This window comes from Williamsia sp. Y844, from assembly GCF_056786475.1.
This window is the reverse complement of the sequence record NZ_JBXCJB010000005.1, coordinates 61,124-87,275: the sequence shown is the minus strand read 5'-3', so window position 1 is coordinate 87,275 and position 26,152 is coordinate 61,124. Positions and strand designations below refer to the sequence as shown.

23 protein-coding genes and 1 pseudogene are annotated in these 26,152 nt (G+C 62.1%); 14 read left to right on the top strand and 10 right to left on the bottom strand.

The window, feature by feature from the left end:
• Positions 1-206 precede the first annotated feature (206 nt).
• Complete coding sequence (locus tag AC1TQG_RS25695) at positions 207-890, bottom strand: SDR family NAD(P)-dependent oxidoreductase (protein ID WP_482141654.1); 684 nt, start codon at positions 888-890, stop codon at positions 207-209.
• Between the two features lie 36 nt (positions 891-926).
• Complete coding sequence (locus AC1TQG_RS25690) at positions 927-1,316, bottom strand: ester cyclase (RefSeq protein ID WP_482141652.1); 390 nt, start codon at positions 1,314-1,316, stop codon at positions 927-929.
• Positions 1,317-1,470: 154 nt separating this feature from the next.
• On the opposite strand from AC1TQG_RS25690, the gene AC1TQG_RS25685 reads away from it, so the two are divergent.
• Together AC1TQG_RS25685 and AC1TQG_RS25680 are read left to right on the top strand one after the other, a co-directional pair.
• Positions 1,471-2,328, top strand: a complete 858-nt coding sequence (locus AC1TQG_RS25685) for a helix-turn-helix domain-containing protein (RefSeq protein ID WP_482141650.1) — start codon at positions 1,471-1,473, stop codon at positions 2,326-2,328.
• Positions 2,325-2,981 carry an NADPH-dependent F420 reductase gene (locus tag AC1TQG_RS25680; RefSeq protein ID WP_482141648.1) on the top strand — a complete coding sequence of 219 codons (657 nt, stop codon included), beginning with the start codon at positions 2,325-2,327 and terminating at the stop codon, positions 2,979-2,981. The genes AC1TQG_RS25685 and AC1TQG_RS25680 overlap by 4 nt, the downstream gene beginning before the upstream one ends.
• Positions 2,982-3,054: 73 nt before the next feature.
• Here the strand turns inward: AC1TQG_RS25680 and AC1TQG_RS25675 are convergent, their stop codons facing one another.
• A complete protein-coding gene (locus tag AC1TQG_RS25675; RefSeq protein ID WP_482141646.1) occupies positions 3,055-4,092 on the bottom strand; it encodes an NAD(P)-dependent alcohol dehydrogenase in 1,038 nt (345 codons plus the stop codon).
• 105 nt (positions 4,093-4,197) lie between these two features.
• Here AC1TQG_RS25675 and AC1TQG_RS25670 point away from each other — a divergent pair, with 105 nt between their 5' ends.
• The 3 genes from AC1TQG_RS25670 (at position 4,198) to AC1TQG_RS25660 (ending at position 6,841) form a co-directional block, all read left to right on the top strand.
• On the top strand, positions 4,198-4,770 hold the full coding sequence (locus tag AC1TQG_RS25670; protein WP_482141645.1) for a TetR/AcrR family transcriptional regulator: 573 nt from the start codon (positions 4,198-4,200) through the stop codon (positions 4,768-4,770).
• 189 nt (positions 4,771-4,959) lie between these two features.
• On the top strand, positions 4,960-6,297 hold the full coding sequence (locus AC1TQG_RS25665) for an APC family permease (protein ID WP_482141643.1): 1,338 nt from the start codon (positions 4,960-4,962) through the stop codon (positions 6,295-6,297).
• 79 nt (positions 6,298-6,376) lie between these two features.
• Positions 6,377-6,841 (top strand): SRPBCC family protein, encoded by a 465-nt coding sequence (locus AC1TQG_RS25660; RefSeq protein ID WP_482141641.1) that lies wholly within the window; start codon positions 6,377-6,379, stop codon positions 6,839-6,841.
• Positions 6,842-6,989: 148 nt separating this feature from the next.
• Here the strand turns inward: AC1TQG_RS25660 and AC1TQG_RS25655 are convergent, their stop codons facing one another.
• Positions 6,990-7,961, bottom strand: a complete 972-nt coding sequence (locus AC1TQG_RS25655) for a glycoside hydrolase family protein (protein WP_482141639.1) — start codon at positions 7,959-7,961, stop codon at positions 6,990-6,992.
• Between the two features lie 168 nt (positions 7,962-8,129).
• Complete coding sequence (locus AC1TQG_RS25650) at positions 8,130-9,779, bottom strand: ammonium transporter (protein ID WP_482141637.1); 1,650 nt, start codon at positions 9,777-9,779, stop codon at positions 8,130-8,132.
• Positions 9,780-10,585: 806 nt separating this feature from the next.
• On the opposite strand from AC1TQG_RS25650, the gene AC1TQG_RS25645 reads away from it, so the two are divergent.
• Positions 10,586-11,014 carry an Ltp family lipoprotein gene (locus AC1TQG_RS25645; RefSeq protein ID WP_482141635.1) on the top strand — a complete coding sequence of 143 codons (429 nt, stop codon included), beginning with the start codon at positions 10,586-10,588 and terminating at the stop codon, positions 11,012-11,014.
• A gap of 80 nt (positions 11,015-11,094) precedes the next feature.
• Here AC1TQG_RS25645 and AC1TQG_RS25640 read toward each other — a convergent pair whose 3' ends face one another.
• Positions 11,095-13,212 carry an oxidoreductase gene (locus AC1TQG_RS25640; RefSeq protein ID WP_482141634.1) on the bottom strand — a complete coding sequence of 706 codons (2,118 nt, stop codon included), beginning with the start codon at positions 13,210-13,212 and terminating at the stop codon, positions 11,095-11,097.
• A gap of 362 nt (positions 13,213-13,574) precedes the next feature.
• Between AC1TQG_RS25640 and AC1TQG_RS25635 the strand changes: the two genes are divergently transcribed.
• Positions 13,575-14,507 carry an MBL fold metallo-hydrolase gene (locus tag AC1TQG_RS25635; protein WP_482141632.1) on the top strand — a complete coding sequence of 311 codons (933 nt, stop codon included), beginning with the start codon at positions 13,575-13,577 and terminating at the stop codon, positions 14,505-14,507.
• A 109-nt stretch (positions 14,508-14,616) separates the two neighbouring features.
• The gene (locus AC1TQG_RS25630) at positions 14,617-15,246 is read left to right on the top strand and encodes a DUF1353 domain-containing protein (RefSeq protein ID WP_482141630.1); all 630 of its coding nucleotides are present in this window, start codon (positions 14,617-14,619) and stop codon (positions 15,244-15,246) included.
• Between the two features lie 388 nt (positions 15,247-15,634).
• Here AC1TQG_RS25630 and AC1TQG_RS25625 read toward each other — a convergent pair whose 3' ends face one another.
• Both AC1TQG_RS25625 and AC1TQG_RS25620 read right to left on the bottom strand, forming a co-directional pair.
• Positions 15,635-17,149, bottom strand: a complete 1,515-nt coding sequence (locus tag AC1TQG_RS25625) for a Mur ligase family protein (protein WP_482141628.1) — start codon at positions 17,147-17,149, stop codon at positions 15,635-15,637.
• A gap of 726 nt (positions 17,150-17,875) precedes the next feature.
• Entirely contained in the window at positions 17,876-18,523 is a 648-nt protein-coding gene (locus tag AC1TQG_RS25620; RefSeq protein ID WP_482141626.1) for a hypothetical protein, read from the bottom strand.
• Between the two features lie 404 nt (positions 18,524-18,927).
• Between AC1TQG_RS25620 and AC1TQG_RS25615 the strand changes: the two genes are divergently transcribed.
• Entirely contained in the window at positions 18,928-19,416 is a 489-nt protein-coding gene (locus AC1TQG_RS25615; RefSeq protein ID WP_482141624.1) for an FBP domain-containing protein, read from the top strand.
• Positions 19,417-19,752: 336 nt separating this feature from the next.
• Here the strand turns inward: AC1TQG_RS25615 and AC1TQG_RS25610 are convergent, their stop codons facing one another.
• Complete coding sequence (locus AC1TQG_RS25610) at positions 19,753-19,851, bottom strand: VOC family protein (protein ID WP_482141622.1); 99 nt, start codon at positions 19,849-19,851, stop codon at positions 19,753-19,755.
• A gap of 172 nt (positions 19,852-20,023) precedes the next feature.
• Here AC1TQG_RS25610 and AC1TQG_RS25605 point away from each other — a divergent pair, with 172 nt between their 5' ends.
• The 4 genes from AC1TQG_RS25605 (at position 20,024) to AC1TQG_RS25590 (ending at position 23,309) form a co-directional block, all read left to right on the top strand.
• Positions 20,024-20,848, top strand: coding sequence for a sugar phosphate isomerase/epimerase family protein (locus tag AC1TQG_RS25605; protein WP_482141620.1), 825 nt, complete (start codon positions 20,024-20,026; stop codon positions 20,846-20,848).
• A gap of 14 nt (positions 20,849-20,862) precedes the next feature.
• Positions 20,863-21,798: an aldo/keto reductase gene (locus tag AC1TQG_RS25600; protein ID WP_482141618.1), complete on the top strand. Its 936-nt coding sequence runs from the start codon at positions 20,863-20,865 to the stop codon at positions 21,796-21,798.
• A gap of 199 nt (positions 21,799-21,997) precedes the next feature.
• Positions 21,998-22,828, top strand: a complete 831-nt coding sequence (locus tag AC1TQG_RS25595) for an acyl-CoA thioesterase (RefSeq protein ID WP_482141930.1) — start codon at positions 21,998-22,000, stop codon at positions 22,826-22,828.
• A gap of 64 nt (positions 22,829-22,892) precedes the next feature.
• Entirely contained in the window at positions 22,893-23,309 is a 417-nt protein-coding gene (locus AC1TQG_RS25590; RefSeq protein ID WP_482141616.1) for a DUF427 domain-containing protein, read from the top strand.
• 60 nt (positions 23,310-23,369) lie between these two features.
• Here AC1TQG_RS25590 and AC1TQG_RS25585 read toward each other — a convergent pair whose 3' ends face one another.
• A complete protein-coding gene (locus AC1TQG_RS25585; protein ID WP_482141929.1) occupies positions 23,370-25,724 on the bottom strand; it encodes an arylsulfatase in 2,355 nt (784 codons plus the stop codon).
• A gap of 197 nt (positions 25,725-25,921) precedes the next feature.
• Here AC1TQG_RS25585 and AC1TQG_RS25580 point away from each other — a divergent pair.
• Positions 25,922-26,058, top strand: a pseudogene (locus tag AC1TQG_RS25580) (dihydrofolate reductase family protein); the annotation flags it as partial.
• Positions 26,059-26,152: the final 94 nt, after the last annotated feature.

The following is a 26,152-nucleotide window of genomic DNA, read 5'->3' as shown; positions in this document are numbered from 1 at the left end:
CGGCATGCTCGCCAATGTCGTCACCGCACTTAACCTCTCCGAGGTTGACGAGCCGTGGGCACGAACTATGAGCGGTGCGTGATCGGGAGACCGACTCGGTCTTGACTCAAGGCTAACTGCGTTTTTCGCGGTGGCGTTGGCGCAGATGCGTTCGTTATCACCCGGCTGCAACCCTCACTCGTGAAATCAGTTTTGGAGGATGTGGCTCACCAAGGCAATTCGCCCGCCTCGTGCTGGAACGTCCCGGTAGGGCCTTCCGGTCCGAGTGTCGCCCAACGCACGACGACCCGTGCGCTCTCGTCAGCAGGCCGGCCGATCCCGAAGGCGGCGGTCAAGTCCGTTGCGGTGGGTCCCGGCTCGACGGCATTGAACTTGATGCCCGGCTGCGACTTGGCGTACTGCACTGTCAGCATGGTCGCGGCAGATTTGGACGCCGAGTAAAGCGCGAGAGGCAGGTTGAACTCCGCCCGCTCGGGGTTGTTCACCGCCCAGAACGATCCAGCGCTGCTGGATACGGTGACCACGGTGGGATTGGACGACTTGCGAAGTAGCGGCAAGGCCGCCTCGGTTACTCGCACGATGCCGACCGCGTTCGTGTCGAACGATCGTAGCGCCGCAGGTCCGTCGAGCTCGGTCTCCAGGATGCCCGCATTGTTCACCAGAACGTCAAGGCTGCCTTCGGCCTCGTCGATCACCGCCAGTGCGCTGCGCACCGAGCTTTCGTCAGTCACATCGAGCTGAACGAATCGTGCGCCGATCGATTCCGCCGCCTTTTCTCCTCGCTCGACATCACGCGCGCCGATGTAGACGACGTGTCCGAGGTCGAGAAGCTGCTTGGCGGTTTCGAACCCAATGCCCTTGTTGGCGCCGGTAATCAAAGTGACGGTCATGATTTTCCCTTTTTCGAGATCAGTTGCGTGGGGTGGTCAGGCGGCGAGCTGGGTGCTCAAGGCGTCGGCATCGTGCAGCGCCGACATGTGCAGAAACTTCCCGTCTCGGATTGTGTAGATCGCGAACTCGGCAAGTTCGATGGACTTTCCGGTGGGTGCGACACCGAGCCATTCCTTCACAGGTGTGCCCGTGTTGGTCAGACGTGCAGCCAGCCGATCGCCATAGGCAACGAGTTCTTGTACCTCCCACTGGAAGTCAGGAACCGCGTCAACTATTCCGTTCAGGTCGGCGACGAGAGCGTCTCGGGAGCCCGGTTCGCTCTGCAACGTGACGTGATCGTGAACGAACTCGTGCATGCGGTCGAACCGATGAGCGTTGAGCGCCTCGATATAGCTCGTATAGAACTCGCGGGAGTCAAAAGACATTGGATTCCTTTCTGGGCGAGGCAAAGCCGGGCAACCCGCCCGAGCCGACTCTCCGAAAGTTATGCGCGGACAAGTCCTTCGACCAGAGTCCCGTCGTGCCCAGGGTGTGACAGGACCCCCTCTGACTGTGTCGCAGCGACCTATGCTGATCCGTATGAGTGAAACGACAAATGCTCTCGGTGCGTACCTGCGTGCTCGACGCGAGTTGGTGACGCCGCAGCAGGCGGGTATTCCCGACGGCGGTGTGCGACGCGTGCCAGGGCTGCGGCGTGAGGAAGTCGCCATGCTTGCCGGCATCAGCGCCGACTACTACCTGCGACTGGAACGAGGACGCGACCGCAACCCCTCACTACAAGTGCTCGAGTCGATCGCACGCGTACTGCAACTCGACGACGAGCATCTGGCCCACCTGATGACGCTGGTGGCGGAGGTTCCCCGTCGCCGCAAGCGCCGCAAGCGTTCGGTGACGCCGCCGGCCGGTGCACTCAAACTGCTGCATTCACTGGTGCAGCCCGCATTCATCGAGGATCGGTACTTCGACATCGTCGCCGCGAACAGCCTTGCGCAAGCCCTCTCGCCCGGTCTGAGCGTCGGAGGAAATCAGTTGCGAGGCATGTTCCTCGACCCCGCCGAGCAGGCCCTCTACCCGGAATGGGAGGCCGTCACAGAATGCTTCATCGCGAACCTGCGGCAGGCCGTCGGCAACGACGTCGATGATTCTCGGTTCATCGAGCTCACCGGCGAGCTGTCGCTGGCGAGCCCAAGGTTCCGACAGCTCTGGGCTCGGCACGAAGTCCGGGGACAGCGTGGGGTGCCCGTCCGGTTCGATCACCCCCAGGTCGGTGAGATGACGCTCAACCGTGAACGGCTCGCCATCAGCGGAACCGAGGACCTCATGCTGGTCGTATATCACCCGGACACCGGTTCCACTGCTGCGGAGAAGCTTTCACTACTGGCTTCAGCCGGGCTGCCCGCTTCGGGGGCGGTACACACTGTAACGAGCCAGCTGTGACGACCATAGGGATCATCGGCGCAGGAGAAGTCGGAAGCCAGATCGCCCGCGCCGCAATCGCTCACGGCTACACGATCGTCATCGCCAATTCGCGTGGACCGGAAACGCTCGCGAGCCTTGTCGCCGATCTGGGACCAGCGGCCCGCGCCGCACGCGCGGATGAAGCCGCAGCAGCAGGCGATTTCGCCGTCATTGACGTGCCGCTCACGCTGGTGAACAACATGCCCGTCGACGCACTCGCCGGAAAGATCGTGCTGGACACGAACAACTACATGGCCTGGCGCGACGGCCACTTCCCCGTCATCGATTCCGGCCAGAAGACGATTCACGAGCTGCGGCAGGAACAACTGCCCACATCGAAAGTCGCGAAAGCCGTCACCCACATCCAAGCACCGAGCCTGTTGAAGTTCGCACGCCCCACCGGCGCCCCCGACCGTATGGCATTGGCCGTCTCCAGCGACTACCCCGAAGCCATTGAGCTCGTCGCGCGGCTGTACGACGAGTTCGGCTTCGACACTGTTGACAACAGCCCACTGCGCGAATCCTGGCGATCCGCACCCGGAACACCCATGTGGAACTTTCACGACACAGGGCAGACCCGCGAAGAGCTCGTGCTCAATCTGGCCCGAGCGCAGCACGTCAACAACTCGTGACGCCGGCGGTCATCCAGGGAGCATCAAAACATCTGTTGTTGAGTGTATTTCAACACTTGTGACATCCACAGCCTCAACGCAGGTCGCTCATGTCGAGTACGAAGCGATACCGAACGTCGCCGCTTTCGAGACGTTGAAGAGCGGTCTGCACCGCGGCCGATGGCATCACCTCGATGTCGGCGGTGAGGTCGTGCTCACCGCAAAAGTCGAGCATGTCCTGGGTATACCGGTGTCCCCCGCTGCCGGCCGAACTCAGCGACTTGCGACCACCGAGAAGTTCGAGCGTGTCTACTGAGATGGGTCCCAGGAAACCAACCGAGCACAACGTTCCGTCCAGCGCGAGGCATCTGAGGTAGGGAGCAAGTTCGTGCGTGACGGGTATGCAGTCGATGATCAGGTCGAGCGTCCCGAGTTGTGCATCCATGGCGCTCTGGTCGGTAGACAAGACTGTGGAATCCGCACCCAGCGCCTTGGCCTGATCTGCTTTCTCTGCCGACGTCGTGAACACCGTCACCTCTGCGCCGAGTGCGTGCGCGAACTTCACAGCGAGGTGACCGAGACCGCCGATTCCAGCGACGCCCACGCGCACTCCCGGTCCGACGTCCCAGCGCCGCAACGGTTCCCAGACCGTGATCCCCGCACACATCAGCGGCGCGACCGCAGCGGGATCGAGACCGGGCGGGCGGTGGTAGACGAAGTGATCGTCGACGACGTACTCACTCGAAAATGCCCCGAGTGTCGTCGTTCCATCGATGCGATCGCGTCCGCCGTAGGTAAGTGTCGGGAACTCGCGACAAAAGTTCTCTTGACCTGCCCCGCACATATCGCACCGACCGCAGGAGTCGACAATGTTGCCGACAGCCACGGGGTCGTCTATCGCGAACCCGGTGACGGCATCGCCGACAGCGGTCACCACGCCGACAAACTCGTGGCCGGGCGTGACAGGGAAACTACCCGCCGGGTCCTTCATCGCGTGCAGATCGCTGTGGCACACCCCGCAGTGCGTTACCTGCACCGCGACGTCATGTGCACGTAGATCGCGCCGCTCAAAGTCCCACCGTTCCAGTGTCGATCCGGCGGAAAGTGCTCGATATCCGGTTGTCGGCCTCATGTGTCTCCTTCACCCTTCATTTTCCAACCAACTAGTTGGATACTGACTGTAGACGATGTGGGACGAGATGCAACCAACTGGTTGGTTTGCCGATATGCTGGGCCGATGGGAGACGCAGCGGCCACAAAAGTGCGGATACTGGCAGCAGGAACGACCGAGTTCGCTCAGTACGGCATCGCCGGAGCCCGGGTGGACCGGATCGCAGCACGTGCTTCAATCAACAAAGCCCAGATCTATAGCTATTTCGGCAGCAAGGAGCAACTGTTCGACGCAGTTTTCGACCATCGGGTCGACGTCGACGTTTCCACCGTCCCCTTGGACGCAACCGATCTCCCCGGCTATGTGACAGCGCTGTACGACATGTACCTCGGTGACCCGGACTTGGTCCGCTTGCTGACGTGGGCACGATTGGAGCGCACTCCGACCGGCGCCCTGTTCGGCCAACGAGGTGACCACGATCGAGACAACCTCGCAGCGCTCGCGGACGCACAAGAACGCGGTCTAGTGGTCAATGACATTGCGCCACAGGATATGTGGGCAATGATCATCTCCCTCGCCGCGACCTGGGCGCAGGCCGCGATCGTTCATGTCGCCGACGCGGACGAACCGGCTGCGGTCCACGAACGACGGAAAGCCGCCCTCGCCGCCGCGGCTCGGCGTGCTTTCTGCCTACCGTGACCGTCCGCATCCGCCGACAGTTGACCGCATCGACCTGAATTCGGGACCGCGGCGCTCCCGGCGGCACGGGCAGAGGTTTCCATTCTCGGCCAACTGGCTATGTCTACCGGCGACGAACACCTGAAAGCACAGACGATCCTCTCCGGGAGTGACCAGCAGTGCTTTCGGGCCTGCAACCAGGAGATGTGAATGACGGCCGAAGCCGATTCGGGAACACAAGCAACAAGCGATGAGCCCGCATCAAAACTGAAGCGGAAGATAACCGGTCCGCTGCTCTTCTTCTTCATCTTGGGCGACGTGCTCGGGGCGGGCATCTACGCACTGATGGGGGTCCTCTCCGAAGAGGTGGGCGGCGCGCTCTGGGCACCGCTCCTCGTCGCACTCCTGCTCGCACTGCTCACCGCGGGTTCTTACGCCGAATTGGTGACCAAATATCCGCGGGCAGGCGGCGCCGCCATCTTCGCCGAGCGGGCATTCAAACGACCGATCGTGTCGTTCCTCGTCGGCTATTGCATGCTGGCCGCTGGGGTGACCAGTGCGGCCGGACTTGCCCTCGCGTTCTCCGGCGAATATCTCAGTACGTTCATCGATGTGCCTGCCGTCCCGGCCGCCGTGGTATTTCTCGCGCTGGTGGCCTGCCTCAACGCCAGGGGTATCAGTGAGTCGGTGAAGAGCAACGTCGCGATGACGATCATCGAACTCAGCGGATTGGTCATTGTCATCGTCGTCGTCGCGATCATGCTCGGGGACGGAAACGGGGACATGTCCAGGGTGGGCGACTTCCCGGACGGATCAACCCCCGCGCTGGCCGTCCTCAGCGGAGCCATCATCGCCTACTACTCGTTCGTCGGGTTCGAGACCTCCGCCAACGTCGCCGAGGAGATCCGCAACCCGAGCCGGGTGTATCCGTTGGCGCTCTTCGGCTCGTTGGCTACGGCCGGAGTTGTCTATGTCCTGGTCGGGCTCGCGAGCTCGATCGCCCTGCCGGCGAGTGACCTGTCCGCGTCGTCTGGACCTCTACTCGCCGTGGTCGGGGAATCCGGCGTCGGCATCCCGGACTGGGTTTTCAGCCTGATCGCGCTCATAGCAGTCGCCAACGGCGCTCTGCTCACGATGATCATGGCGAGCCGATTGGCTTTCGGCATGGCCGAACACAAGCTTCTGCCGGGCATCCTGGGAAAGGTGTTGCCCAACCGTGGCACCCCCTGGGTGGCCATCGTCGCGACCACGCTGGTCGCCATGTTGCTCACGGTCATCGGCGACCTGTCAACGCTGGCCGAGACGGTGGTGTTACTACTACTCTTCGTCTTCATCTCGACAAACATCGCCGTGCTGGTCCTGCGACGTGATCAGGTGGAACACAAGCACTTTCGTATCCCGACAGTCGTGCCGATACTCGGCGTGGGATCATGCCTACTACTGCTCACCCAGCAGAGCGGTGAAGTATGGCTGTTCGGCGGCATTCTCCTTGCGGTGGGCGTGGTACTGCACTACGGCGCGACGTGGGTACGTCACCGCGCGTCCTGACCCTTTCGTCGAAGGCCACTACCCAATTCTGCGGATGGCAAACGTTGCCGCATTGCCGAACTTCCGGCAGTGTCGAGGTATGAGCGACAACACGAAGGTCACAGTTGAACGCACCATCGAGGCGCCCGTCGACGCAGTTTTCGATGTCCTCTCCAACCCCGAACGACACCAGGAACTCGACGGCTCCGGGTTCATCCGCGGCGTGGAGCACGCGGATCGGATCCAGAAAGTCGGCGAGGTGTTCACGATGAACATGCAAGGCGACCACATGGGTGGCGAGTACAAAACCGACAACCACGTGTCCGGTTACGCCAAGGACAAGCTCCTGGCCTGGAAGACCGCCCCCGCGGGCACCGAACCTCCCGGGTGGGAATGGTTGTGGGAGTTGGAGTCTCAGGGTCCCAATGAGACGTTGGTTCGCCACACCTACGACTGGTCGAAGGTCACCGACAAGAAACTGCTCGAACAGTTGAAGTTCCCGCTCGTCACCAAAGATCAACTGGAAGCTACGCTCGGCCGGCTTGCCGCGGCGTCTGCTTCCTGATCAACCTGTCGACTCCACCGGCATCGCGAGTCCACCACGGCCCTTGACGTGATCGGATGAAACGCGGTGCCGGCGGAGGGACGCTGCCACAGTGAAAGATCGTCGGGATTCTGGCGATTGCTGACGACGTGACCGTCACCAGCCGTCGTTATGCCGGCTCTCTCATCACACCGAAATGGCGCACCTTCCCGGAAAGGCCGGGAAGCACTTGCACGGGCGACCAGGTGCGCAGCCCGTCGCTGCTGTCGGAATAGAGATATTTTCCTTCGCGATAGGCGTCGAGATATAGCCGCCAGGAACCGTTTGGCAACTGAACCACGGCTGGGCCCTCCACCAGCGAGCCCCAATTACCAGGTGGGACAAATGAATAGGGTCCCGTCACCGACGGCGCGACCGCATGCTCGACGACCTTCTTCGTCTCGTTCTTCGTAAACGCATGATAGGCCGATCCCACCTTGACCACGGTGGTGTCGATGTGGTCCGCACCGATTCCGGCGAGCGGAGTAGGCAGGCCCCACAACCGCAGCGATGGTTCCAGCGCCGTCATCAGATACGGCACAAATCCCCCACCGGTCGACATCGACAGGATGACGTTGACGCGGCCCCCGTCCACAAACCATTCAGGCGCCCAGGCTTTCGTGGTAAACGGCGACAACGACGGTCCGTCCTCGAATCCGGCCGACCCCGAGGAGCCCGGCGGGCTCGCAGGACCTGTACCAGCACCGGTGCCTGGCATGAAGGCGCAACAAAACGGGACCGGGTAGGACGCCAGGAACGTCCAGTTGCTGCGGTCACTGCTGCGCGCGAAGCCGATATTCGCCCCGTCGGCCGTTGTGTAGGTGAGGTAATACAACCCGTCTGTATGCCGAAAGATGCTCGGGTCACGTACAACCCCGGACGGGGGCCGATAGGCCGAAAACCGGACGGGTTCGAATTGAGTGGCGTCCCCCGATTCGTACACGTCCATGTCCCGGTCGCTGGTGTTGCTGAACGCCACCATCGTGTATCGCCAGGCGGGCGGTGCGGCACCACTGCTCCCCGGGACAGCGACCAGCAAACCCGCGACCGCGAGCATCACCATCGACATGGCCGAATAGCAGGTTCGTCTGGTCGGCATCATTGATGCGTCTTTCCGATGAAACCAAATCCTGCGAGAACAGCCACTGAATACCTCTCCCCCACTGCGTGATTCACAAACCCCAACAAGCACTCGATCGGCAGACGTTCACGACCGAAATTTCAAGAGCCGTCCACTGTCAGTTCCGAACCTTGAAACGAAACCATCTGCTCATCGAGGTACCGGCCCCTGCACGTCTGACACCGGCAGGACGATCATCTCGACGAGGCCATCACCGAGGTCCGACAGAGCCTTCTGCACATCGGTGAGCGACTGTGCGGGAGTCAAGATCTCGAGGCGGACCCGCGGCGTCATCGTCACCCTGCGGGATTGCCCCCGGACCTTATGGTCGACCGGGGTCGCTGAGGTGATGAACACCTCTGACACCACGGCGCGACGGGCTCCGGCGGCGAGTACCTCCTGCTCCGCACCTTCGGTACCCGCAGAAGTGATGACTGCGGTAACGAGATAGAGCCCCTCACCGGTAACGACCGGTCGCGCTGCGACGGGGGTGGCGGCGGGGTCACCGGTGGGGATCGGCAGAACCGGGTCATCGGTGTACGCCGACATCCCCTGCTGGACCTCATCGAGGTGTTCTTCGTCGTCGGGGTTCACGCGAAGTCCGATCGTCTTCTCGATCGCGATTGCGATCACGAGAGTGAGCACAAACGCGTAGGCGATGACCGAGGCAAGGGCGATGACCTGTTCGCCCAGCAACCCCCACCCTCCGCCGTGGAAGACGCCGTCACGGCCGATCGAATTGATCGCTTTCTCACCGAAGAACCCGACGAGGAGAGTACCCAGGATGCCGCCGATGAAATGAACTGCGAGAACGTCGAGTGCATCGTCGAGACGGGCGAGGTCCTTGAGTCCGAGCGCGCTTTGACAGATTATTGCGGCGAGAACCCCGATGATGACAGCCGCGTATGTGTCTACGTAACCGGCTGCGGGAGTAATGGTCGCCAGGCCCGCCACCGCGCCGGTCACCCCGCCGAGCACGGTCGCATGCCCCTCGCGGAAGCGCTCGATCACCAGCCACACCACCATCGCACCTGCCGCCGCCACCTGAGTGTTGACCAACGCCTGAGCCGCAACTCCGTTGGCCTGCAGACTATCTCCGGCATTGAACCCGAACCAACCGAACCAAAGAATGCCCGCACCGACGATGACGAGTGGGATCGAGTGTGGCAACGGCGCCCTGTCGGGCCACACCTTGCGTCGTCCGAGAACGATCAGCAGCGCCAGCGCGGCCGCGCCTGCTGTTGAGTGAACGACAATTCCGCCGGCCCAGTCCTGAGCTCCGCGCTCTGTCAACCATCCCGTCGGCGCCCACAACCAATGGGTGACCGGTGCGTACACGATCACCGACCAGATCGCGATCAACACCGCCCAGCCGAAAGGCTTGAGCCGGCTGGCGACAGCACCGGTGGCCAATATGGGGGTGATGATCGCGAACATCAACTGATACGCGAAGAATGCCAGTGTCGGTATCGCGACCGTCCCGGTCACCGCATGGAGGTTCGGGTCAGGTGCCTCGGCGATGTCCTTGAGTGCGACAAAGCTGAAGTCGGCGATGAATCCATTGGCCCGATCGTTGCCGTACGCGAAGGTGTAACCGAAGAAGAACCAGGTCAGAGTAATGACCCCGAGCGCCACCATGTTGTGCTGGAGCATTGCCAGGGTGTTGCGTCGGCTGACCATGCCGGCGTAGAAGAATGCGAGACCCGGTGTCATGAACAACACAAGGGCCGCACATACCAGTACCCACGCGGTGTCGCCGCTGTTGATCGTTGCCGTTTCGGCCAGCGTCGTCGATGTCATCGGACTTACCTCCGTGTGCCTACTGTGGATCGGCTTTCGTGGGAACCTCTGGTTCGCGGGGGAAGATACGGATACGCCGGAATTGTTCGTGCGGTATCAGGAAGAGCCACGTCGCGTGCATGATGACCGTGAAACCCGCTCAGGGCGCTGCGAACCCGGCAATTCGCCACCCTGGCGAATAGAAGACGATGCCCAGCGCCACCACGATGAGCTCGCGCAGAACCCGAAGAGCCCGCCTGTCCGGAGCCACTGCACTCGGTCTCGACAAAGCGCAGGGGACCGTGGTTGGAAATCAGCGAGGACCACGACCTCGCAGGGTCAACACGCATCGCGACCTCCGATCGTGACGCCGATCCGGTCCACTGTCGTTCGCTGCACGCAAGGCAGTCTCGGCTCGTTGCTGAAAGGCGACTGTTGCGATCCGAATCGACACTACGCGCACGATTAACCATCGGTTGCGGAATTGCGAGACTTGCTTGGTGGCTGAACTCGAGCCTTTATCGAAGTCGGCTCGGGATGTTGAACCTCCACACGCCAAAGAGGGCTCCGCTAAGTGCCTGTGGTCTATCCGATCTCTATCTAAGCGAAGCTTTACGTTCTGGTTTCAGCGAGGGGCAAAGGTAGATGTGGAGATTCATTCAAGTGTTTGGTGCTGCAAAGTCCACCGCTCGGCACTGCTTCCCCACTCTGAAGCTGAAAACCACAGCGAGCAAACCTGATTCGGCCACTTTCATTCACTAGCGACGCCTTCGGGACCCTTTCGTACTCGAACCCGAGACGATCAACCTCAATACAGGAGAACAGCCATGTCCGTGCCACCTGTTCTGCCGTCGCCGCCCGAGTACTCACAGCCTCAATATCTGCAGCCTGCGCCGAAGAAGGCGAAGAAGTGGCCGTGGATTATTGCTGGAGTCGTCGGGTTGCTGGCCATCGTAGGTATCGTCTGCGGAGGAGGCGAGGACGACTCGAAGGCCACCACCGCTGTCGCACCACCGGCAGCTCCCGCCCCGACATCCACCAAAGTGGCGGTACCGGCACCCGCACCTGTGGACACCCCAGAAGTCGCACCTGCCCCGGCCAGGCCGCAGATAAGTTCCAGTCAGCGGAACGCCGTCCGGTCCGCCGAGCAGTACATCGAGATGACGTCGTTCTCCAAGTCAGGCCTGGTCGAGCAACTGGAGTACGAAGGCTTCACGAGCCCTCAGGCCGAGTACGGTGCCAACGCAGCGTACTGATGGTCCGGCCCAAACGTCTCAGGCACTTGCTCCTCGTACATCCAATACAAGTGAATGCCGCGGGTTCTCGTCCTCGGTGTTCACAGAGCCGTCGCAACCTGCCACGCAGTGTGGATCGCACCCTCGATGTAGTCGACACTCACCGCGTCACCGACTACGTGCACGTCGGGTACAGAACCAATCAGAGCGTCGGCGAGTGGCGCCTTGGCCGATACGCCCGAGGCCACGACAACCATGTCAGCCGGTGCCGTCATCGACTTGTCGCCGACGCGGAATTCGACGTGCTCCTTCGTGATTCGCTGCACCGACGCGTTGCGGTGGATCTTCACACCCTTCTCGTTTGCGTGCCGGACAGCGGTCCAACGCCGAGGCATCGCCATCGGCACACCAAGTTGCTGCCCCTCCTCGAGCAACGTGACGTTGCGGCCCCGCTCGGCAAGGAACTCTGAAAGCTCCAGTCCGACAAGAGAACCACCGATCACAACGACATCTTTGCCCATCGGCAGGATCGTGCGGGTGACGGTCCTGATCGCCGCGGGGCTTTTGGTGATGCCGGACAGCTTGCCCAACCGGCCCATGGTCCGCAGGAACCACGGCACCTGGGAGACGTCACCGGACCCGGTCATCAACGCACGCAGGGTATCCCCCGTATGTACGTGCGGCAGATCGCCACCTGGAACACTGGGGCGGTCACGGACCGCGCCGGTGGCCAGGACGACGACGTCGGGATTGAGTGCCTTGATCGATGCAACCGTGGCTTCGGTCTTCAGTCGGATATCGACGCCGAGGCGCTCGACCTCCGCCTTCAGCCACCTCAGTAGTCGCTGGTTGTCGGGCGTCGTCAGGCTCGAGAACCACAAAGTGCCGCCGAGGCGATCAGACTTGTCCAACACAGTGACTCGGTGTCCACGTTCGGTGGCCACACGCGCGACCTCGAGGCCGCCCGGACCCGCTCCGACGACAACGACGTGCTTGGGGGCCACCGTTCGCACGAACGGGAGCAAGGTCTCGTTGCCCAGCGCAGGATTGACCGCGCACAGCGGCGTCGCGTCCCAGAAGTTCTCCTGAACGCAGACATAACAATTGATGCAGGGGCGGATGCGCTCAGGCTGTTGGGCTTTGAGCTTCGACACCAGTTCGGGGTCGGCCAGCAACTGTCGGCCCATCGCGACGAAATCAGCCTTGCCTTCGGCAATTGCCTTTTCACCGACCTCGGGGAGCACGCGGCCCACGGTGATCACCGGAACCGACACGGCCTTCTTCACCTCACCCGCCAGATCGATATATGCGCCGATCTTGTCCGGCAGCGGTCCATCGGTGAAGTTGGAGAACGGATTACGACCCCAGCCGGTGACGTGGATGGCGTCGGCGCCTGCCGCCTCGAACAACGCAGAAGCCTGGGCGGCTTCCTCGGTGGTGAGGCCGTCATCCTCACCGAATTCTCGGCCGGCCACGCGGACGAGAATCGCCAACGAGTCGCCGACCTCCGCCTTGACCGCCCGGATAACCTCGCACGTCAACCGCGCGCGGTTCTCGAGCGATCCGCCGTACCCGTCGGTGCGCTTGTTGTCAGCGCGGCTCAAGAAGCCACCGAGGACGTAGCCGTGAGCGCAGTGAATCTCGACAGCGTCGCCGCCGGCAGCCTTCACGCGTCCCGCGGCCTCCGCGAAGCAGCGCACCAACCAGTCGATGTCGTCCTGGGTGGCCTCGTGATAGGTGGCCTGCTTGCCGCCGGATACAGCAGCCATCTTCTTCAGTTCTTCAGGTGTGTTGTCGGCCAGCGCCGACATATCGCGCGCACCGCCCGGTGTCGAGGGGACCAGAAGCGGGCGCTCCTCAATCGTGTCGATGCGCGCCACCTTGCCGTGGTGTGTCATCTGCACACACAACTTGCTACCGGTCGCATGGACGGCATCGGCCAGTGCCTTCAGCCCCGGGATGAACCGATCTTCGGACAGACCGGGTTCCTTGGTGCTGGCGCATCCGACCGGATAGGCAACGGCGCAGCACCCGGTGATGATCAGCCCGGTGCCGCCGGCCGCGCGGGCCACGAAGTGGTCGATATCGCCCTTCTCGATTTCCCCGTCTTCACACAGGTTCATGTCCATGGCAGGCAGCACCACCCGGTTCGGAACCGTCATCGGGCCGATGGTGCCTGGTGCGAGCAGGTGCGGAAAGGTCTGGCTTCGGATCGTCACCCGAAGACAGTAGATCTCGAGGGCACTGGTTCGTCGCCGCGTTCCCAATCATCGAGACTTCGCGTGCACCCAAGTTGGCCGCGGACGCAGTTTCTACCGTGTGTAGTGCCCGACGAACAGTGTGAAAAACGTCGGCCCAACGCCGCACGATCGGTGATCACACGCCCAACCTGGGCGAGTAACTGCTCGATCAGCGGCATGAGCCTGGCACGGATCGCCTGTGTATTCAATGCGATACCGTATCGATTTGAGTTCCACATCTCACCAACTCGCGAGACTGATGCACGTCACACCGCGACGGTGGAAACGACAGGAGCGGCGCGGTGGCTGTAGAACGGCAAATCCGTTCCCGTGAGGTGCACATGACAATGCCCGACCAGTTCCCACAGCTCGCGTCCACCTCCGATACCAACGCAATGCGGTGTGCGTTCCTCGGCACGTCCAGCGTGGTGCTGCGCGACCAGCACACCACGGTGCTCACTGATGGGTTCGTGACCAGGCCGCGGATCGCCCGGGTGGCGCTCGGAGCGCTACGCCCTGATCGCCAGATCATCGCGAGCACCTTCGCCGGGCTCGGTATCGCAAATGCGGCATCGGTCGTGGTGACGCATTCCCACTACGACCACGCACTCGATGCGCCGACGGTCGCGACAATACTCAACGCTGACTTGGTCGGCTCACACTCCACACAGGAGATCGCCAGCGGTTACGGTTTCGACCTGGACCGTTTTAAACTTGCCAACCCCGAACTGCCGTTGAGTTACGGGGATTTCACCCTCTCGATCCGAGAAAGCGAACACAGTCCAGGCGACCGATGCCCGGGAGAGATCTCGGGGCCGTTGACTCCGCCTGCGAGGGCCGGCCGGTTCCGAACCGGAGAGACATACTCGGCGCATTTCGCCCACCCGGCCGGCGACGTGATCGTTCACGGTAGCGCCAACTATCGCCCGGATTGTCTGGCCGGACTACACGCGGATGTGATCTTCCTCGGCGTCGGGTTACTGGGCAGGCAAGACGATGCTTTTCGTCGGCGCTACTGGAATGAAACCGTCGTAGCCGTTGGCGCCCGCCGTGTGGTGCCAGTGCACTGGGACCGTTTCTGGCGACCGCTGACTGCGCCGATGCTGCCGATGCCACGTCTGGTCGACGACCTCCGATCGACCGCCCGATTCCTACGCGATCGTGCCGAGGCAGACGGCGTCGAAATCGCCGTCGCCCCCGCATCGACCTGGTGCGATCCGTTTGCGCCGCTACTCGACCCACGAGATGGCCCAGACCGTGGCCACCGGGAATGAGTCACCTGGGTGGATGCGGGCTCGGGCAGGTCCGAGCGCGAAGTGATTCGTCGGCGCGAGATAGGACGAAATCGACACACCGACAAAAGGACAGTGCCACAGTGAAACCATGGCCTCGACCCCTGCGACGCCGATCACGGTCCGTCAGCTGACCGCTGACGAGCGAAAGCTGATCATCAACTCAGACCCCTGGAAGTTCTGGAAGACGGTCAACGCAATCGAGTACACCGGCGGACGCGGCGAACATTTCTACGTCGAGCCAGGGTTTCAGACCGATTTCGCCTCCGTACCAAGAGTTTTCGCGTGGTTCCTGCCGCGCTACGGTCGCTACACCCGGGCAGCGATTCTGCATGATCATCTGGCGGCCCGCGCACGAAAGACCGACTTTTCTTGGCGAGACGCCGATGGAATCTTCCGCCACGTGATGCGCGAGGACGGCGTCCCGTTTCTGCAGCGTTGGGTGATGTGGGCCGGCGTGCGATGGGGTTCGGTCACCCAGTTCCGCACCGGCGGGCTGAAGGATTGGTGGCGCGATGCGCCCCTGGTACTGGTGACCTCAATCGTGGTGCTACCGGTATTATTGGGTCCCGTCATCGCTATTACCTTGTCCTACTTGCTATTTCTCATCTACGAGACAACGGCATGGGTCGTACTGCGTATCGGCCGACTCGCGAAAAGGGCCATTGGCCGCACTCCCGACAAACCACTGAACAGGCCACTATTCAGTAGTCATACCTGAGCTGCGGTCAGCGCGATACCCGATGCCCCCGCGCCGCATCGGCATCCGGGACCGCGACTAGTCGGGAGGTTCACTGGTGCCGGCACCTTCGTCAGCGATGTCGTCGGTCCCGTCGTGGGTCGCAGAGGCTGGGTCTATCTCTTGTGCGGGGTCCGGGACGCTGACGTGTTTGTCTTCGAGATCGTCGACTAGTTTTTCAAGATCTGTGCGACTTTCTGAACGATCCTTCTCAGACAATTTTCCACCTTCCAGCGTCGACTGCCCACCGCGCCGAACAGCCGGTACCGCAAAAATTGCGGCGTATCTCCTGACTCATACCCAACTCGGCCCTGAGGGAAACCCCTGCGATGACGCGAGCGGATGCCTCAGTTCGTCCCGCACCGATACATCACGTACCGGCGCTGGTGATTGCGTGGTGGAGCTGCGCATGATCATCGAAATAGGCGGTATTCGCGCCCGACCGTTGAACGGTGTCGCTGCCACGGCCGGCCACCACCAGCACATCGCCCGGACCCGCGGCCGCCACCGCCAGGTCGAGGGCCGTCCGCCTATCGGGTTCTTCGACCACGCGAGCGTGGTGTGCCTGGCGGGCACCAGACAGGACCTCTGACCGGATGACGGCGGGGTCTTCATCTTCCGGGCTTTCATCAGTGATGATGAGCAGGTCCGCGTGGATCGCGGCGTACCGGCCCAGCGGCCGCCGTTTGCTGCGATCGCGGCCCCCGGTGGCGCCGGCCACCACGATCAGACGGCCACTCGCCAGTGACCTCAGATACGGCAGCAACGCTTGTTGACCGGCGGTGTTGTGCATGTAATCAACGATGGCGGTGAACGATTGCCCGGCGTGGACCGGTTCGCAACGACCGGGTATGGCGTGCAGTGATGAGATGCCCTCGACCGCAACAACAGTGTCCACACCGTCGGCGACAAGGGCGGTCAGTGCGACCAGCGCATTACTGACCTGATGCGGGCCCAGTACCTGCAACCGCACTGGTACCTGCCCATTCGGTGTATGCGCGACGAAACGGGAACCCGTCGCGGTCGATGACACGCCGTCGGCGTAGACATCGGCGGCCCGGTCGCCGGTCGAACACGTCCAGACCTCGGGGGTTGTTGTGGTGGCAGCCAGACGAGCACCGTAGGAATCGTCGATGTTCACCACCGCTTTGTCGGCGCGCTCGGGGATGAACATGGCCGCTTTGGTGCTGTAGTAATTTTCCATCGTGCCGTGGTAGTCGAGATGGTCACGACCGAGGTTGGTGAAAGCCATCGCCCGGTACCGGATGCCATCGACTCGCCGTTGATCGATGGCGTGAGAGGAGATTTCCATCGCGCACGCGGTCACACCCTCGCGCCGAAAGTGAGCCAGTGTTCGGTGCAGCGTCGTCGCCTCGGGTGTGGTGCGCTCGGGCACCAGATCACAGCCCGGTCCCCTGATTCTGGCGCCGGAGATCAGCCCCACCGCTTCCCCGGCGGCATCGAGCCCAGCGTCGAGAAAGTGTGCGGTGCTGGTCTTTCCGTTGGTGCCCGTGACCCCGAAGACCCGTAGTTCAGCGGTGCACGTGCGGTGAAACCAGGCACACAGCGGACCGACGACTGCTCGTGGATCGTCCACGATCACGCTCGGTAGCACCGCAGACGGCCGGTCGCTGACCACGACCACCGCACCGGCGGCCCGGGCTTCGAGTTCGAAATCCAGTCCATGCCAGCGCCCGCCGCGGAAAGCGACATAGGCATCACCTGCACATAACGTGCGTGAGTCGTCACCGACGTCCCGTACCACCGCGCGACCCGCACCCGGGTCGCCGACAAGCCTGGCACCCAGGAACCCGGCCAGAGCCGAAACCGTGATCTCTGCACCCGCGGCAGGCGCTGTGGAGGGATGGCCGGTGAGCTCACTCATCGAATGCAGACCGGCTCGACCGTATTCGAAATGGACAGGGGGAAGGCGGCCACCACAGTCGCACTATGGCGCCGTGAGAAACCAAAAGCGAATGTTCGAGTCGCAAGGCCGATCAAAACTCCAGCGTCGATCCCGCCGCGTGCTCGCGGTGTCATCGGCTGTTTCATCAGCGAGCGTTACCCACCCTCGAATCATCGCAAACCAACCGGGGTCGGACACGACACATATACAACCCGGTCCAGATGGAATACACGCCGCCCAGTGCAGGTTGCAAACACCGGCGGTGCCCGGTTCATTGCCCCGGGTCCTACACTCTGCCGCCACGAGCGGCCTATCGCCGAGAGGCGCATTGACGGGCACCGTCGTTCTGTACAAGAGCCGCTGACCTAAGGGTTAGCGGCTCTTGCCAGATCCGCGCGGGGTAATCCACTGATGGAATACATACCCGGCAGTCGCGGTTGTAGCAATCGACGGTGCCCGGTTCATTGCCCCGGGTCCTACACTCTGCCGCCGCGAGCGGCCTATCGCCGAGAGGCGCTTTGACGGGCATCGTCCCTGTGTACGGAGCCGCTGACCTCACGGTCAGCGGCTCTGTCATTGGTGGAGGTACGGATCTATCCGAAGACCCATGGCAAATGCTGCGTTTCGCTCGGGCAACGACGCTGCAGGGTTGGCATCGACCCAGTGTGGCAACGTATCTCATGTCCAGCGTGTATTTCCGCTGACTCAATGTTCGTTCCTCGCTTGATACGCGTACCACCCGGCTGTGCGATCGCCGCCGCCTGGAATGTCGATGGTGCGCCAACCCCGGGCGTGGGCACGGTCGAGAATGAGCCGCTCACAGCGTGGCCGATCTGTCGGAGTCGACCTCCACTGATCAACGAACTCGGCAATCTGAGGCAGAACGGTCATATGCCGGCCGCCATCAGAGCCCGGACACGGCGCCGCGGGAATATCGCTCCACAGATGGCCCCCGACGACCGGATGAACGAAACCATCACCGATTCGCGCCGACATCATCTTGCTGTATGCCCTTGTGCCCGCGGCATTCACGCCGTCTCCGTGGTCGCCACCCAGCGCCAACATCAGTTCCTCACCGAGCAACTTTTGATACTCGGTGGTTTCTTGGCACCCCTCCAAGACCGGCTCGCCGCGCTCCTTCCTTCGGAATCGCGACATAACCTCGGCGACCAATTCGGATACGTCAGGCGGAATGAGCGGCGGCACCTCACGTAAGCAACCGTCCATGATCCTCAGATACTGCCGACTTCCCAGGACGAATGTGTCCCAGGTGCCCTCACCAACCGCGCATTGGGTTGCCCGGCGGAGGAATTGGTCGAAAGCGTCGCGGCGAAAGGGAACAATGCGACGCATACTGTCCACCTGCGTAACGGTCATCGACCCAAATACGAACTGTTCGAGGATCGCGTCCTCAATAACGAGACTCACATGTATCCCCACGCACTGGGAGAACCGACAGACGACGCCGTCGGGCGTGGGGTCACCGACAACAATTACAACACACCCTTGTGGGCAGGGGAAGAAAACCGGCGTGGGAAGCTGCGCAGCGACTATGAATCCGCTTGTCCTCCGGACGGTCATATGGCATCCTGCTCGTCGTGTACCTACCGATGTCGTCGCCCGATGGGCGTCAGGAGGTTGCCGGCGTGATCGTCGGCAACATCTGACTTCGTCGCCCCGCAGACGCGTGTGCCATTCCCAAGGCCCGCGTCGGCTCTGCCACACCCATCGGCGAATACACACTGACCAGGACACTCATGCAACCCTTGACCGACCAACAGGTCCGTAATTCTCTCGTGAACGCATCCGTGCGCGAACGCAAAGCTCTGACACTTCCTTCCAAGTTCGATGAGATCGACTGGAACGAAATAGATTTTCTCGGCTGGCGGGATCCGAAATTGATTCAGGCCGGCTATATGGTCATCCCGATTGACGATGAGATGGTTGGCATCATGCTCAGACTCGGTGGTCGCCAGCCGCACCGACGTCCGCTGTGTTCGTTCTGTCAGGACGTCCAGTTACCCAATGAAGTGGCGTTTTACAGTGCGAAGCTTGCCGGGACGTCCGGACGCAACGGCAACACCGTCGGAACTTTGGTCTGCACGCATTTTCAATGCTCCGCGAACGCCCGGGCACGTCAACCGAAGATGTTCAGCGGCGACGATCCAGAGATCGTGAAGCAACAGCGCATCACGACCCTCCGAATACACCTATCCGGTTTCGCCCGTCGAGTCCTCAAGGGGTAGAGCTCATCCCGGGGTGCTCGGGAACGGTGACGCGCCGGATCAGAGGTCGGGAATTCGGAGTATCTGGCCGACCTTGATGACGTCCGGATCGGGAATGTGATTCGCCGCCGCGATCGGCGCGGTCAGTCAGGCGGTCCCGCATGGGGGTGGTGGAGCGACGAACCATGGCCCCGAGTGGTCGGCGTCGGCAGCACGATCGGAGACACCGTGGTCAATCCGCCGCGACGGGGACATCCGGAAACGACGACAACTACGGCGGCGGACCCGCGCTGCGTGCACTGATCGGGTGGGCCCGGACAAACCACCCGTAAGCGTGGGGCCGAGCCCCACACCGGGTCAGCCGGGTCCCTCCACCAACTCCAAGGTGTTTCCGTCGGGATCGGAGAAGAACGCAAGTCGTTGCGCGGGACCGATCTCGATCCGGTCCAACACCATGTGGCTCCAATCCCTGGCTCGCGCCGGCACGGAAGGAGCGACGCAAGAGCAACAGTTCCACAGTCGACAATGATATTCTGCAATTTCAGAACATGATTCTTGATGCTCGCCAAGCCGGAACAGTTACTCGGCCCCAGGGAGTTCGTCGGGACCCATCGAAAGCGAGAAGGCAATGGAGCGATTAGGAATCGAGATGCTCAGCGTCTTCGGGTTGCCGCCCGTCGAACACATCGAGCTGGCGGCAGACCTCGGCTGCCGTCACATCTCGTCGGCTTTGACGTCGTTCCCTTACGACCCACCCTTTTATCCACCGTTTTCACTGCGCGACGAGCCCGCTCTGCGGCGGGAGATGCGCGCAGCCATGCGGGACCGGGGGGTGACGATATCCCTCGGCGAGGGGATGTCGGTTCGTGGCGGCATGGACATCCGAGACAAATCCACTGACTTGGCGTTCATGGCCGAACTCGGGGTCGCCCGGGTCAACACCGTCTCGCTCGACCCAGATCTGAGCCGCAGTATCGATCAATTCGGCATCCTGGCGGAGATGGCAGCCGAGAGTGGGATCGAGACGACGGTCGAGTTCAGTCCAGGGACAACCATTGGTGATCTGAACACAGCCCTATACGCAGTCAAAGCTGTTGGCAGATCGGACTTCCGGATCCTTGTTGACACCATGCACCTCGTCAGGTCCGGGTCCGGCGCAGATGACCTCGCCGCAGTTGATCCAGACCTCATCGGCTACGTCCAACTCAGTGACGCACCGCTGGTCCCGGTCATCGGCAATTACATGGAGGAGTCCATGTTCGAGCGGATGTGTCCGGGAACCGGCGAGTTACCGCTCCGCGAAATCCTCGCCGCCCTGCCCCGCGACCTCGTCATCAGCCTCGAGTTGCCCATTCGCTCGGCGATGCAGGCCGGTGTGCCACTCTCTGCACAGCTCGGTAAGGCCTTGGAAGCAACCCGCAACATGCTCGCACAGATCGATCACATCAATTGACGGAGAACACACACATGACGCGTATCGGCACCTCGGACCTCGATGTCTACCCACTGGTCCTGGGCGGCAACACCTTCGGCTGGACCAGCGACCCGGCAACCTCCTTCGCCGTGCTCGACAGCTACGTGGCAGCAGGTGGCAACTTCATCGACACCTCGGACAGCTACACCCAGCCCGGCAAGACCGATGGTGACTCGGAAACGATTCTCGGACAGTGGTTCCAGAAACGTGAACGGCGCGACGACGTCGTCCTCGCGACCAAGGTCGGCCTGCGGGCGGAAACCTTTGGTCTGGCTCCAGACAACGTGGCCCGGGCCGCGGAAGCCTCACTGGTGCGTCTGAACACCGACTACATCGACCTCTACTACGCGCACTACGACGACCCGAAAACACCGCTGGTCGAAACGATCGCCGCGTTTGATGCCCTGATCCAGTCGGGGAAGATTCGACATGTCGGGATCTCGAACTACTCCGCAGACCGGGTGGCCGAGTGGCTGTCGGTGTGCGAGGACAACGGATTCGCCAAACCTATTGCCCTACAGCCCAACTATAGTTTGGTAGCGCGTGAAGGCTTCGAGGCAGAGATGCGGCCACTCGCCGAGAAGTTCGACCTCGCCGTGTTTCCGTACTGGGCATTGGCCAGCGGATTCCTCACCGGCAAGTACCGAACCGAAGCAGACCTCGAGGGGGCGGCACGCGGACCCCTCGCAGGCCGGTTCTTCAGCGCCGACGGGCTCGCGGTGGTCGACGAACTCGACACCATCGCACAGGCCCATGAAGTCGCGATCGCGACCGTTGCCCTCGCCTGGACGAGGCAACAACCGACGATCGTCGCACCCATCGCCAGCGCCCGTATCCCGGAACAACTCGATGCCCTACTCGCCTCTGTCGATCTCACTTTGACTGCAGCCGAACTAGATCGGCTGGACAGCATCTCTTCGGTCGGCTGAAACCGACAACTCCGCCGACACCAGTCACCCACGAAACCAAGTCTTGGACGAGGGCAGAAGTTATACCCACACAACAAGAGTGGCCTGGTACGTTGCTTCTCGACTGCAGCTTCCTCTCGATCTAGACCGCGAGTTAAGGACCGATACAGTGGCACCTACGGAATCCACGACCGACTTCACCGAGTCGTCCGTCGAGCGGATGCTCGACATCTTCGATGTCGAGGAGGCGGGGTCCGACCGGTTCACCGGCACCAGCGACGGCGGGGCGCGACAGGTGGCCGACGGCACGCAATTGCTCGCCCAGGCGATCGTGGCGACCGCCAAGCGTTTTCCCGGCAAGTCCATCAGGTCGGCCCGTGCGGTCTTCACCCGACCTGTCGATGCCACAGTTCCAGTCGAGTTCGAGCTGGACGTGATCCACGAAGGCCGATCGATGGCGAGCGCCAATGTGGCGGTGTGCCAGGGCGGCCGGCGATGCGCGATGGTGTCGGTGCTCGCCGATGTACCGACAGAAGACATCATCCGACACTCGGCTCCCCGCCCGGATGTGGCGTCACCCGCCGAGTCCAACTGGCGTGACATGCCCATGACCGGACGCGAAGTCCGCCTCGTCGACGTCGCGGACGTCAACAGCCCCGACGAGGTGGGTCCACCCGAGTTATACGCGTGGCTCAAGTACGACCCAATCCCCGACCGCGACGACCTGGCGAAGGCATTGCTGGCGCATTTCACCGGCCATCTGTCGGTTGCCACGACCATGCGGGCGCACGCCGGGATCGGCACGAGCCAGGCGCATCAGACCGTATCCACGGGAGTGATGACCGTGACCATCGGCTTCCACGAGCCGGTGGCGTGGGACGGGTGGATTCTCTACTCACATGAGAGCACGCAGGTCGGTGCCGGGATGACCTACGTGCGCGGCCAGGTGCATACCGAAGCCGGCGAGTTGCTGGCCTCCTTCACCCAGGAAGCCATCATCCGGCCGATCAGATCGACGGACGCCGGCATTCCATCGGCGAAGCGACTGTGAACCGCAGACGCATTGGCAGATCCCGCCTGTGATCGGCATTGCCATTCCTTCCCCAGGAGCCCATATGACAACGCAGCACATCAGCGCCTTCAAGGACAGACCCGACTATCGCGTGGACATCCTCGCCCGCCGAAATGTCGTGACGGCGTCTGTCGGTGGTCGACCGCTGGCGCAGACGTCCCGCTCTCTCCTCGTCGACGAGCAAGACCATGGTTTGGTCTTCTATTTCCCCCGCACCGACATTCACGTCGAGCTGACCCTCGACCCCGATACGAAGAGTCGCTGTCCGTTCAAAGGTGAAGCCACACACTGGCGTTTCGACAATGATGGCGATTCCGCGATCTGCTGGAGCTACGAGACCCCGTTCGAAGAGGTTATACGACTCCGCGGATACGTTGCGTTCTACCAGGATTCGGTCGACATCCGCGTGGGGCAGGCGCATCCTGCGGTGTCGTGGCGTCCGCCGGCGACAGGCAAATAGCGGCTTTCCTACCGTCGTCCGGGCATCACCCGGAGCGACGATCGTTCAATGCGATGAGGTTCACTGCCGTGAGATAGCCACCCTCGAGATGTCTTCGGGGTCGATGAGGTGGGAATGGTCGTCGTCGCCGACATCGATCTGAACCACATCGATGCGGCCGTTGAATTTGCTCGCGCCGGCGTAGGCAGCGCTGACGGGCAGACCGTAGTCGTCACCGATGTCGGTGGTCTCGTCAGCAGAGAAGATCAGCGGTTGGGTCTGTTCCACCCGGCCCTCGCCGACAGCGACACCGTCATAGAACAGGGTCACGCCTCCGCCCTTGGCGAGTCCGCCACCGTCATAGGCGAATTCGACGCGAATCTGATGACTCCCGGCGGGAAGTACCTTTTCGGCCACGACGGTGAACTCGGTCATTCCCAACAGGTTGTAGACAAATGCGGCGGACCCATCCTTGATATACAGCGCCCAGCCACCGAATCGGCCACCTTGCGCGATGATCACGCCGCTGGTGGTACCGGATGTCGCACTGTCGATCGCCGCGGTGACGCTGAACGACCGGTTCTTGATGTCGATGACGCTGTGCTCGCTGAGGCGTTTCATCCCGGGGAACAACACCTGGGTCGTGCCTTTGATCAGTTGCGGCCGGCCGGCGATTGTCGCGTTCAAGCGTTCGAAACGGCGGTCATCGATGGGCAGGACGTTGTACTTCACCGCCTCGATCAGCCATAGCCGCTGCAGCGCGGCCAGTCGCTCCGGCTGCTCTTGTGCGAGGTCGTGCGCCTGGGTCCAGTCGTTAACACCGTCGTAGAGCTCCCATACGTCGTCGTCGAGAGCAACAAGTTCTTCGGCTGGAAGCCAGGGAGTGCTGTGGCGGGTCACTGCGCTCCAGCCCTTGAAGTAGATCCCCCGGTTACCGGCCATCTCGAAATACTGCAGATCGTGGCGCTCGGGCACCTCGGCCGCATCGAACGTGTACGCCATGCTCACACCTTCGATCGGCGCCTGCTGGACGCCGTTGACGAACGTTGGTTCAGGCAGTCCTGCGGCCTCGAGAATTGTTGGTGCCACGTCGATCACGTGGGTGAACTGCGACCGGACCTCACCCTTGCTCGATATCCCGGCCGGCCAATGCACGATGGTTCCGTTGCGGGTGCCGCCCCAGTGTGAAGCAACCTGTTTGGTCCATTGCATCGGCGTACACATTGCCCATGCCCAGCCCACCGAGTAGTGGTTGTAGGAATCGACCCCGCCCAGTTTGTCTTTCATCTCGGCCATGAACTCTGGCGTTTCGATCGCGGCAAGACCGTTGAAGTTCGCCATTTCGTTGAACGCACCGTTGACTGTGCCTTCGGCTGAGGCACCATTGTCACCGATGATGTAGTAGATCAGTGTGTTATCCAGCGCGCCAACGGCTTCTACGGCGTCAATGACTCGGCCGACGTGAAAGTCGGTGTGTTCGAGGAAACCGGCATAGATCTCCATCTGCCGCTCCAAGACGGGTTTGAGATCATCACTCATCTCATCCCACGACGGGATCGCGTCCGGACGCGGCGTGAGCACGGCGTCGGCCGGGACCACTCCGAGTTCCTTCTGCCTCGCAATGATCGCCTCCCGCTGCGCATCCCAGCCGCCTGCGAACTTGCCGGCATATTTGTCGGCCCATTCCGGAGGCACGTGGTGGGGTGCATGAGTGGCGCCGGGCGCGGAGTAGACGAAGAAGGGTTTCTCGGGAGCAAGTGCCTTTTGGGTCCGCATCCAGTCGATCGCACGGTCGGCGAGATCTTCCGTGAGGTGATAGCCCTCTTCGGGGGTCTTGTCGGCCTCAACCGGTGTGATTCCTTCATACAGAGCCGGATAGTACTGATTGTTCTCACCGCCGATGAAACCGTAGAAGTGCTCAAAACCCCCACCTCCGGTCGGCCACGCATCGAACGGACCCACCGGCGAGGTTTGCCATGGCGGCACTTCGTGGCACTTCCCGAACTGAGCCGTCGAATACCCGTTGAGTTTCAACGTCATCGGCAGCGCTGCTTTGGTGTTGGGTCGCACCCCCGACGAACCCGGCGCCGCCGTGGCGGTCTCGGTGATCATCCCCATCCCGACCGAGTGATGGTTACGGCCACTTAGTAACGCGGCCCGAGTCGGCGCACATAGCGCGGTCGTATGAAACCTGTTGTAGGTCAGCCCACCGGCCTGAAGACGCTCGGCCGTCGGTGTGTTCGATGGACCGCCGAATGCGCTGCTGGCTCCGTAACCCACATCGTCGAGCAGGATGACCAGCACATTCGGTGCGCCCTCGGGTGGCAACAAGGGTTCGATCGGCGGAAAGCTGGTGTCGGGATCCTTCGCGTCGTACGTCACCAATCCCAGGTACTCGCGATCTGGAATCGGAAGATTCCCGCGGCCCGCACTCAACTTGTCCACCATCGTCGACTCCTCATCGTGGCCGATCACTGCACGGCTGCCGCTCAGGACGCGAGCCGCCGATACCTCACCGGAATCGAGATCCAACTCAACTACTCCTGCCGCCGCTCAAGTCTGCAAGGACATCCCACATCTGCGCCTCACCCGAGATGGGTGAGAAGCCCGTGCACCGGAGGTTGAGGCCAGGCGTCCAGGTTGCGGTCTTTCCGGTGATCACCGGAAAGACCGGAGACGGTGCAATCTTCGAGGGTGCAGCAGATTTCGATCTGGAGCTGATCGAGGCGCGAACACTAGATGGCAACACCAAGAGCTCATATACCGGCCTGATCCCGCACCATGCCATGCGAGATGTGCCGGGCGGCGGGGGTCTCAGAGGCGGAGGATCCCAAGTCTTCGATGGCTGAGAATTGGTAAAACAG

What these genes read in the sequence shown, in the direction of transcription:
- AC1TQG_RS25695 (WP_482141654.1), bottom strand. Translation starts at nt 890, where the DNA reads ATGACCGTCACTTTGATTACCGGCGCCAACAAGGGCATTGGGTTCGAA.
- AC1TQG_RS25690 (WP_482141652.1), bottom strand. Translation starts at nt 1,316, where the DNA reads ATGTCTTTTGACTCCCGCGAGTTCTATACGAGCTATATCGAGGCGCTC.
- AC1TQG_RS25685 (WP_482141650.1), top strand. Translation starts at nt 1,471, where the DNA reads ATGAGTGAAACGACAAATGCTCTCGGTGCGTACCTGCGTGCTCGACGC.
- AC1TQG_RS25675 (WP_482141646.1), bottom strand. Translation starts at nt 4,092, where the DNA reads ATGAGGCCGACAACCGGATATCGAGCACTTTCCGCCGGATCGACACTG.
- AC1TQG_RS25670 (WP_482141645.1), top strand. Translation starts at nt 4,198, where the DNA reads ATGGGAGACGCAGCGGCCACAAAAGTGCGGATACTGGCAGCAGGAACG.
- AC1TQG_RS25665 (WP_482141643.1), top strand. Translation starts at nt 4,960, where the DNA reads ATGACGGCCGAAGCCGATTCGGGAACACAAGCAACAAGCGATGAGCCC.
- AC1TQG_RS25660 (WP_482141641.1), top strand. Translation starts at nt 6,377, where the DNA reads ATGAGCGACAACACGAAGGTCACAGTTGAACGCACCATCGAGGCGCCC.
- AC1TQG_RS25655 (WP_482141639.1), bottom strand. Translation starts at nt 7,961, where the DNA reads ATGATGCCGACCAGACGAACCTGCTATTCGGCCATGTCGATGGTGATG.
- AC1TQG_RS25650 (WP_482141637.1), bottom strand. Translation starts at nt 9,779, where the DNA reads ATGACATCGACGACGCTGGCCGAAACGGCAACGATCAACAGCGGCGAC.
- AC1TQG_RS25645 (WP_482141635.1), top strand. Translation starts at nt 10,586, where the DNA reads ATGTCCGTGCCACCTGTTCTGCCGTCGCCGCCCGAGTACTCACAGCCT.
- AC1TQG_RS25635 (WP_482141632.1), top strand. Translation starts at nt 13,575, where the DNA reads ATGACAATGCCCGACCAGTTCCCACAGCTCGCGTCCACCTCCGATACC.
- AC1TQG_RS25630 (WP_482141630.1), top strand. Translation starts at nt 14,617, where the DNA reads ATGGCCTCGACCCCTGCGACGCCGATCACGGTCCGTCAGCTGACCGCT.
- AC1TQG_RS25625 (WP_482141628.1), bottom strand. Translation starts at nt 17,149, where the DNA reads ATGAGTGAGCTCACCGGCCATCCCTCCACAGCGCCTGCCGCGGGTGCA.
- AC1TQG_RS25620 (WP_482141626.1), bottom strand. Translation starts at nt 18,523, where the DNA reads ATGCGTCGCATTGTTCCCTTTCGCCGCGACGCTTTCGACCAATTCCTC.
- AC1TQG_RS25615 (WP_482141624.1), top strand. Translation starts at nt 18,928, where the DNA reads ATGCAACCCTTGACCGACCAACAGGTCCGTAATTCTCTCGTGAACGCA.
- AC1TQG_RS25610 (WP_482141622.1), bottom strand. Translation starts at nt 19,851, where the DNA reads ATGGTGTTGGACCGGATCGAGATCGGTCCCGCGCAACGACTTGCGTTC.
- AC1TQG_RS25605 (WP_482141620.1), top strand. Translation starts at nt 20,024, where the DNA reads ATGGAGCGATTAGGAATCGAGATGCTCAGCGTCTTCGGGTTGCCGCCC.
- AC1TQG_RS25600 (WP_482141618.1), top strand. Translation starts at nt 20,863, where the DNA reads ATGACGCGTATCGGCACCTCGGACCTCGATGTCTACCCACTGGTCCTG.
- AC1TQG_RS25595 (WP_482141930.1), top strand. Translation starts at nt 21,998, where the DNA reads ATGCTCGACATCTTCGATGTCGAGGAGGCGGGGTCCGACCGGTTCACC.
- AC1TQG_RS25590 (WP_482141616.1), top strand. Translation starts at nt 22,893, where the DNA reads ATGACAACGCAGCACATCAGCGCCTTCAAGGACAGACCCGACTATCGC.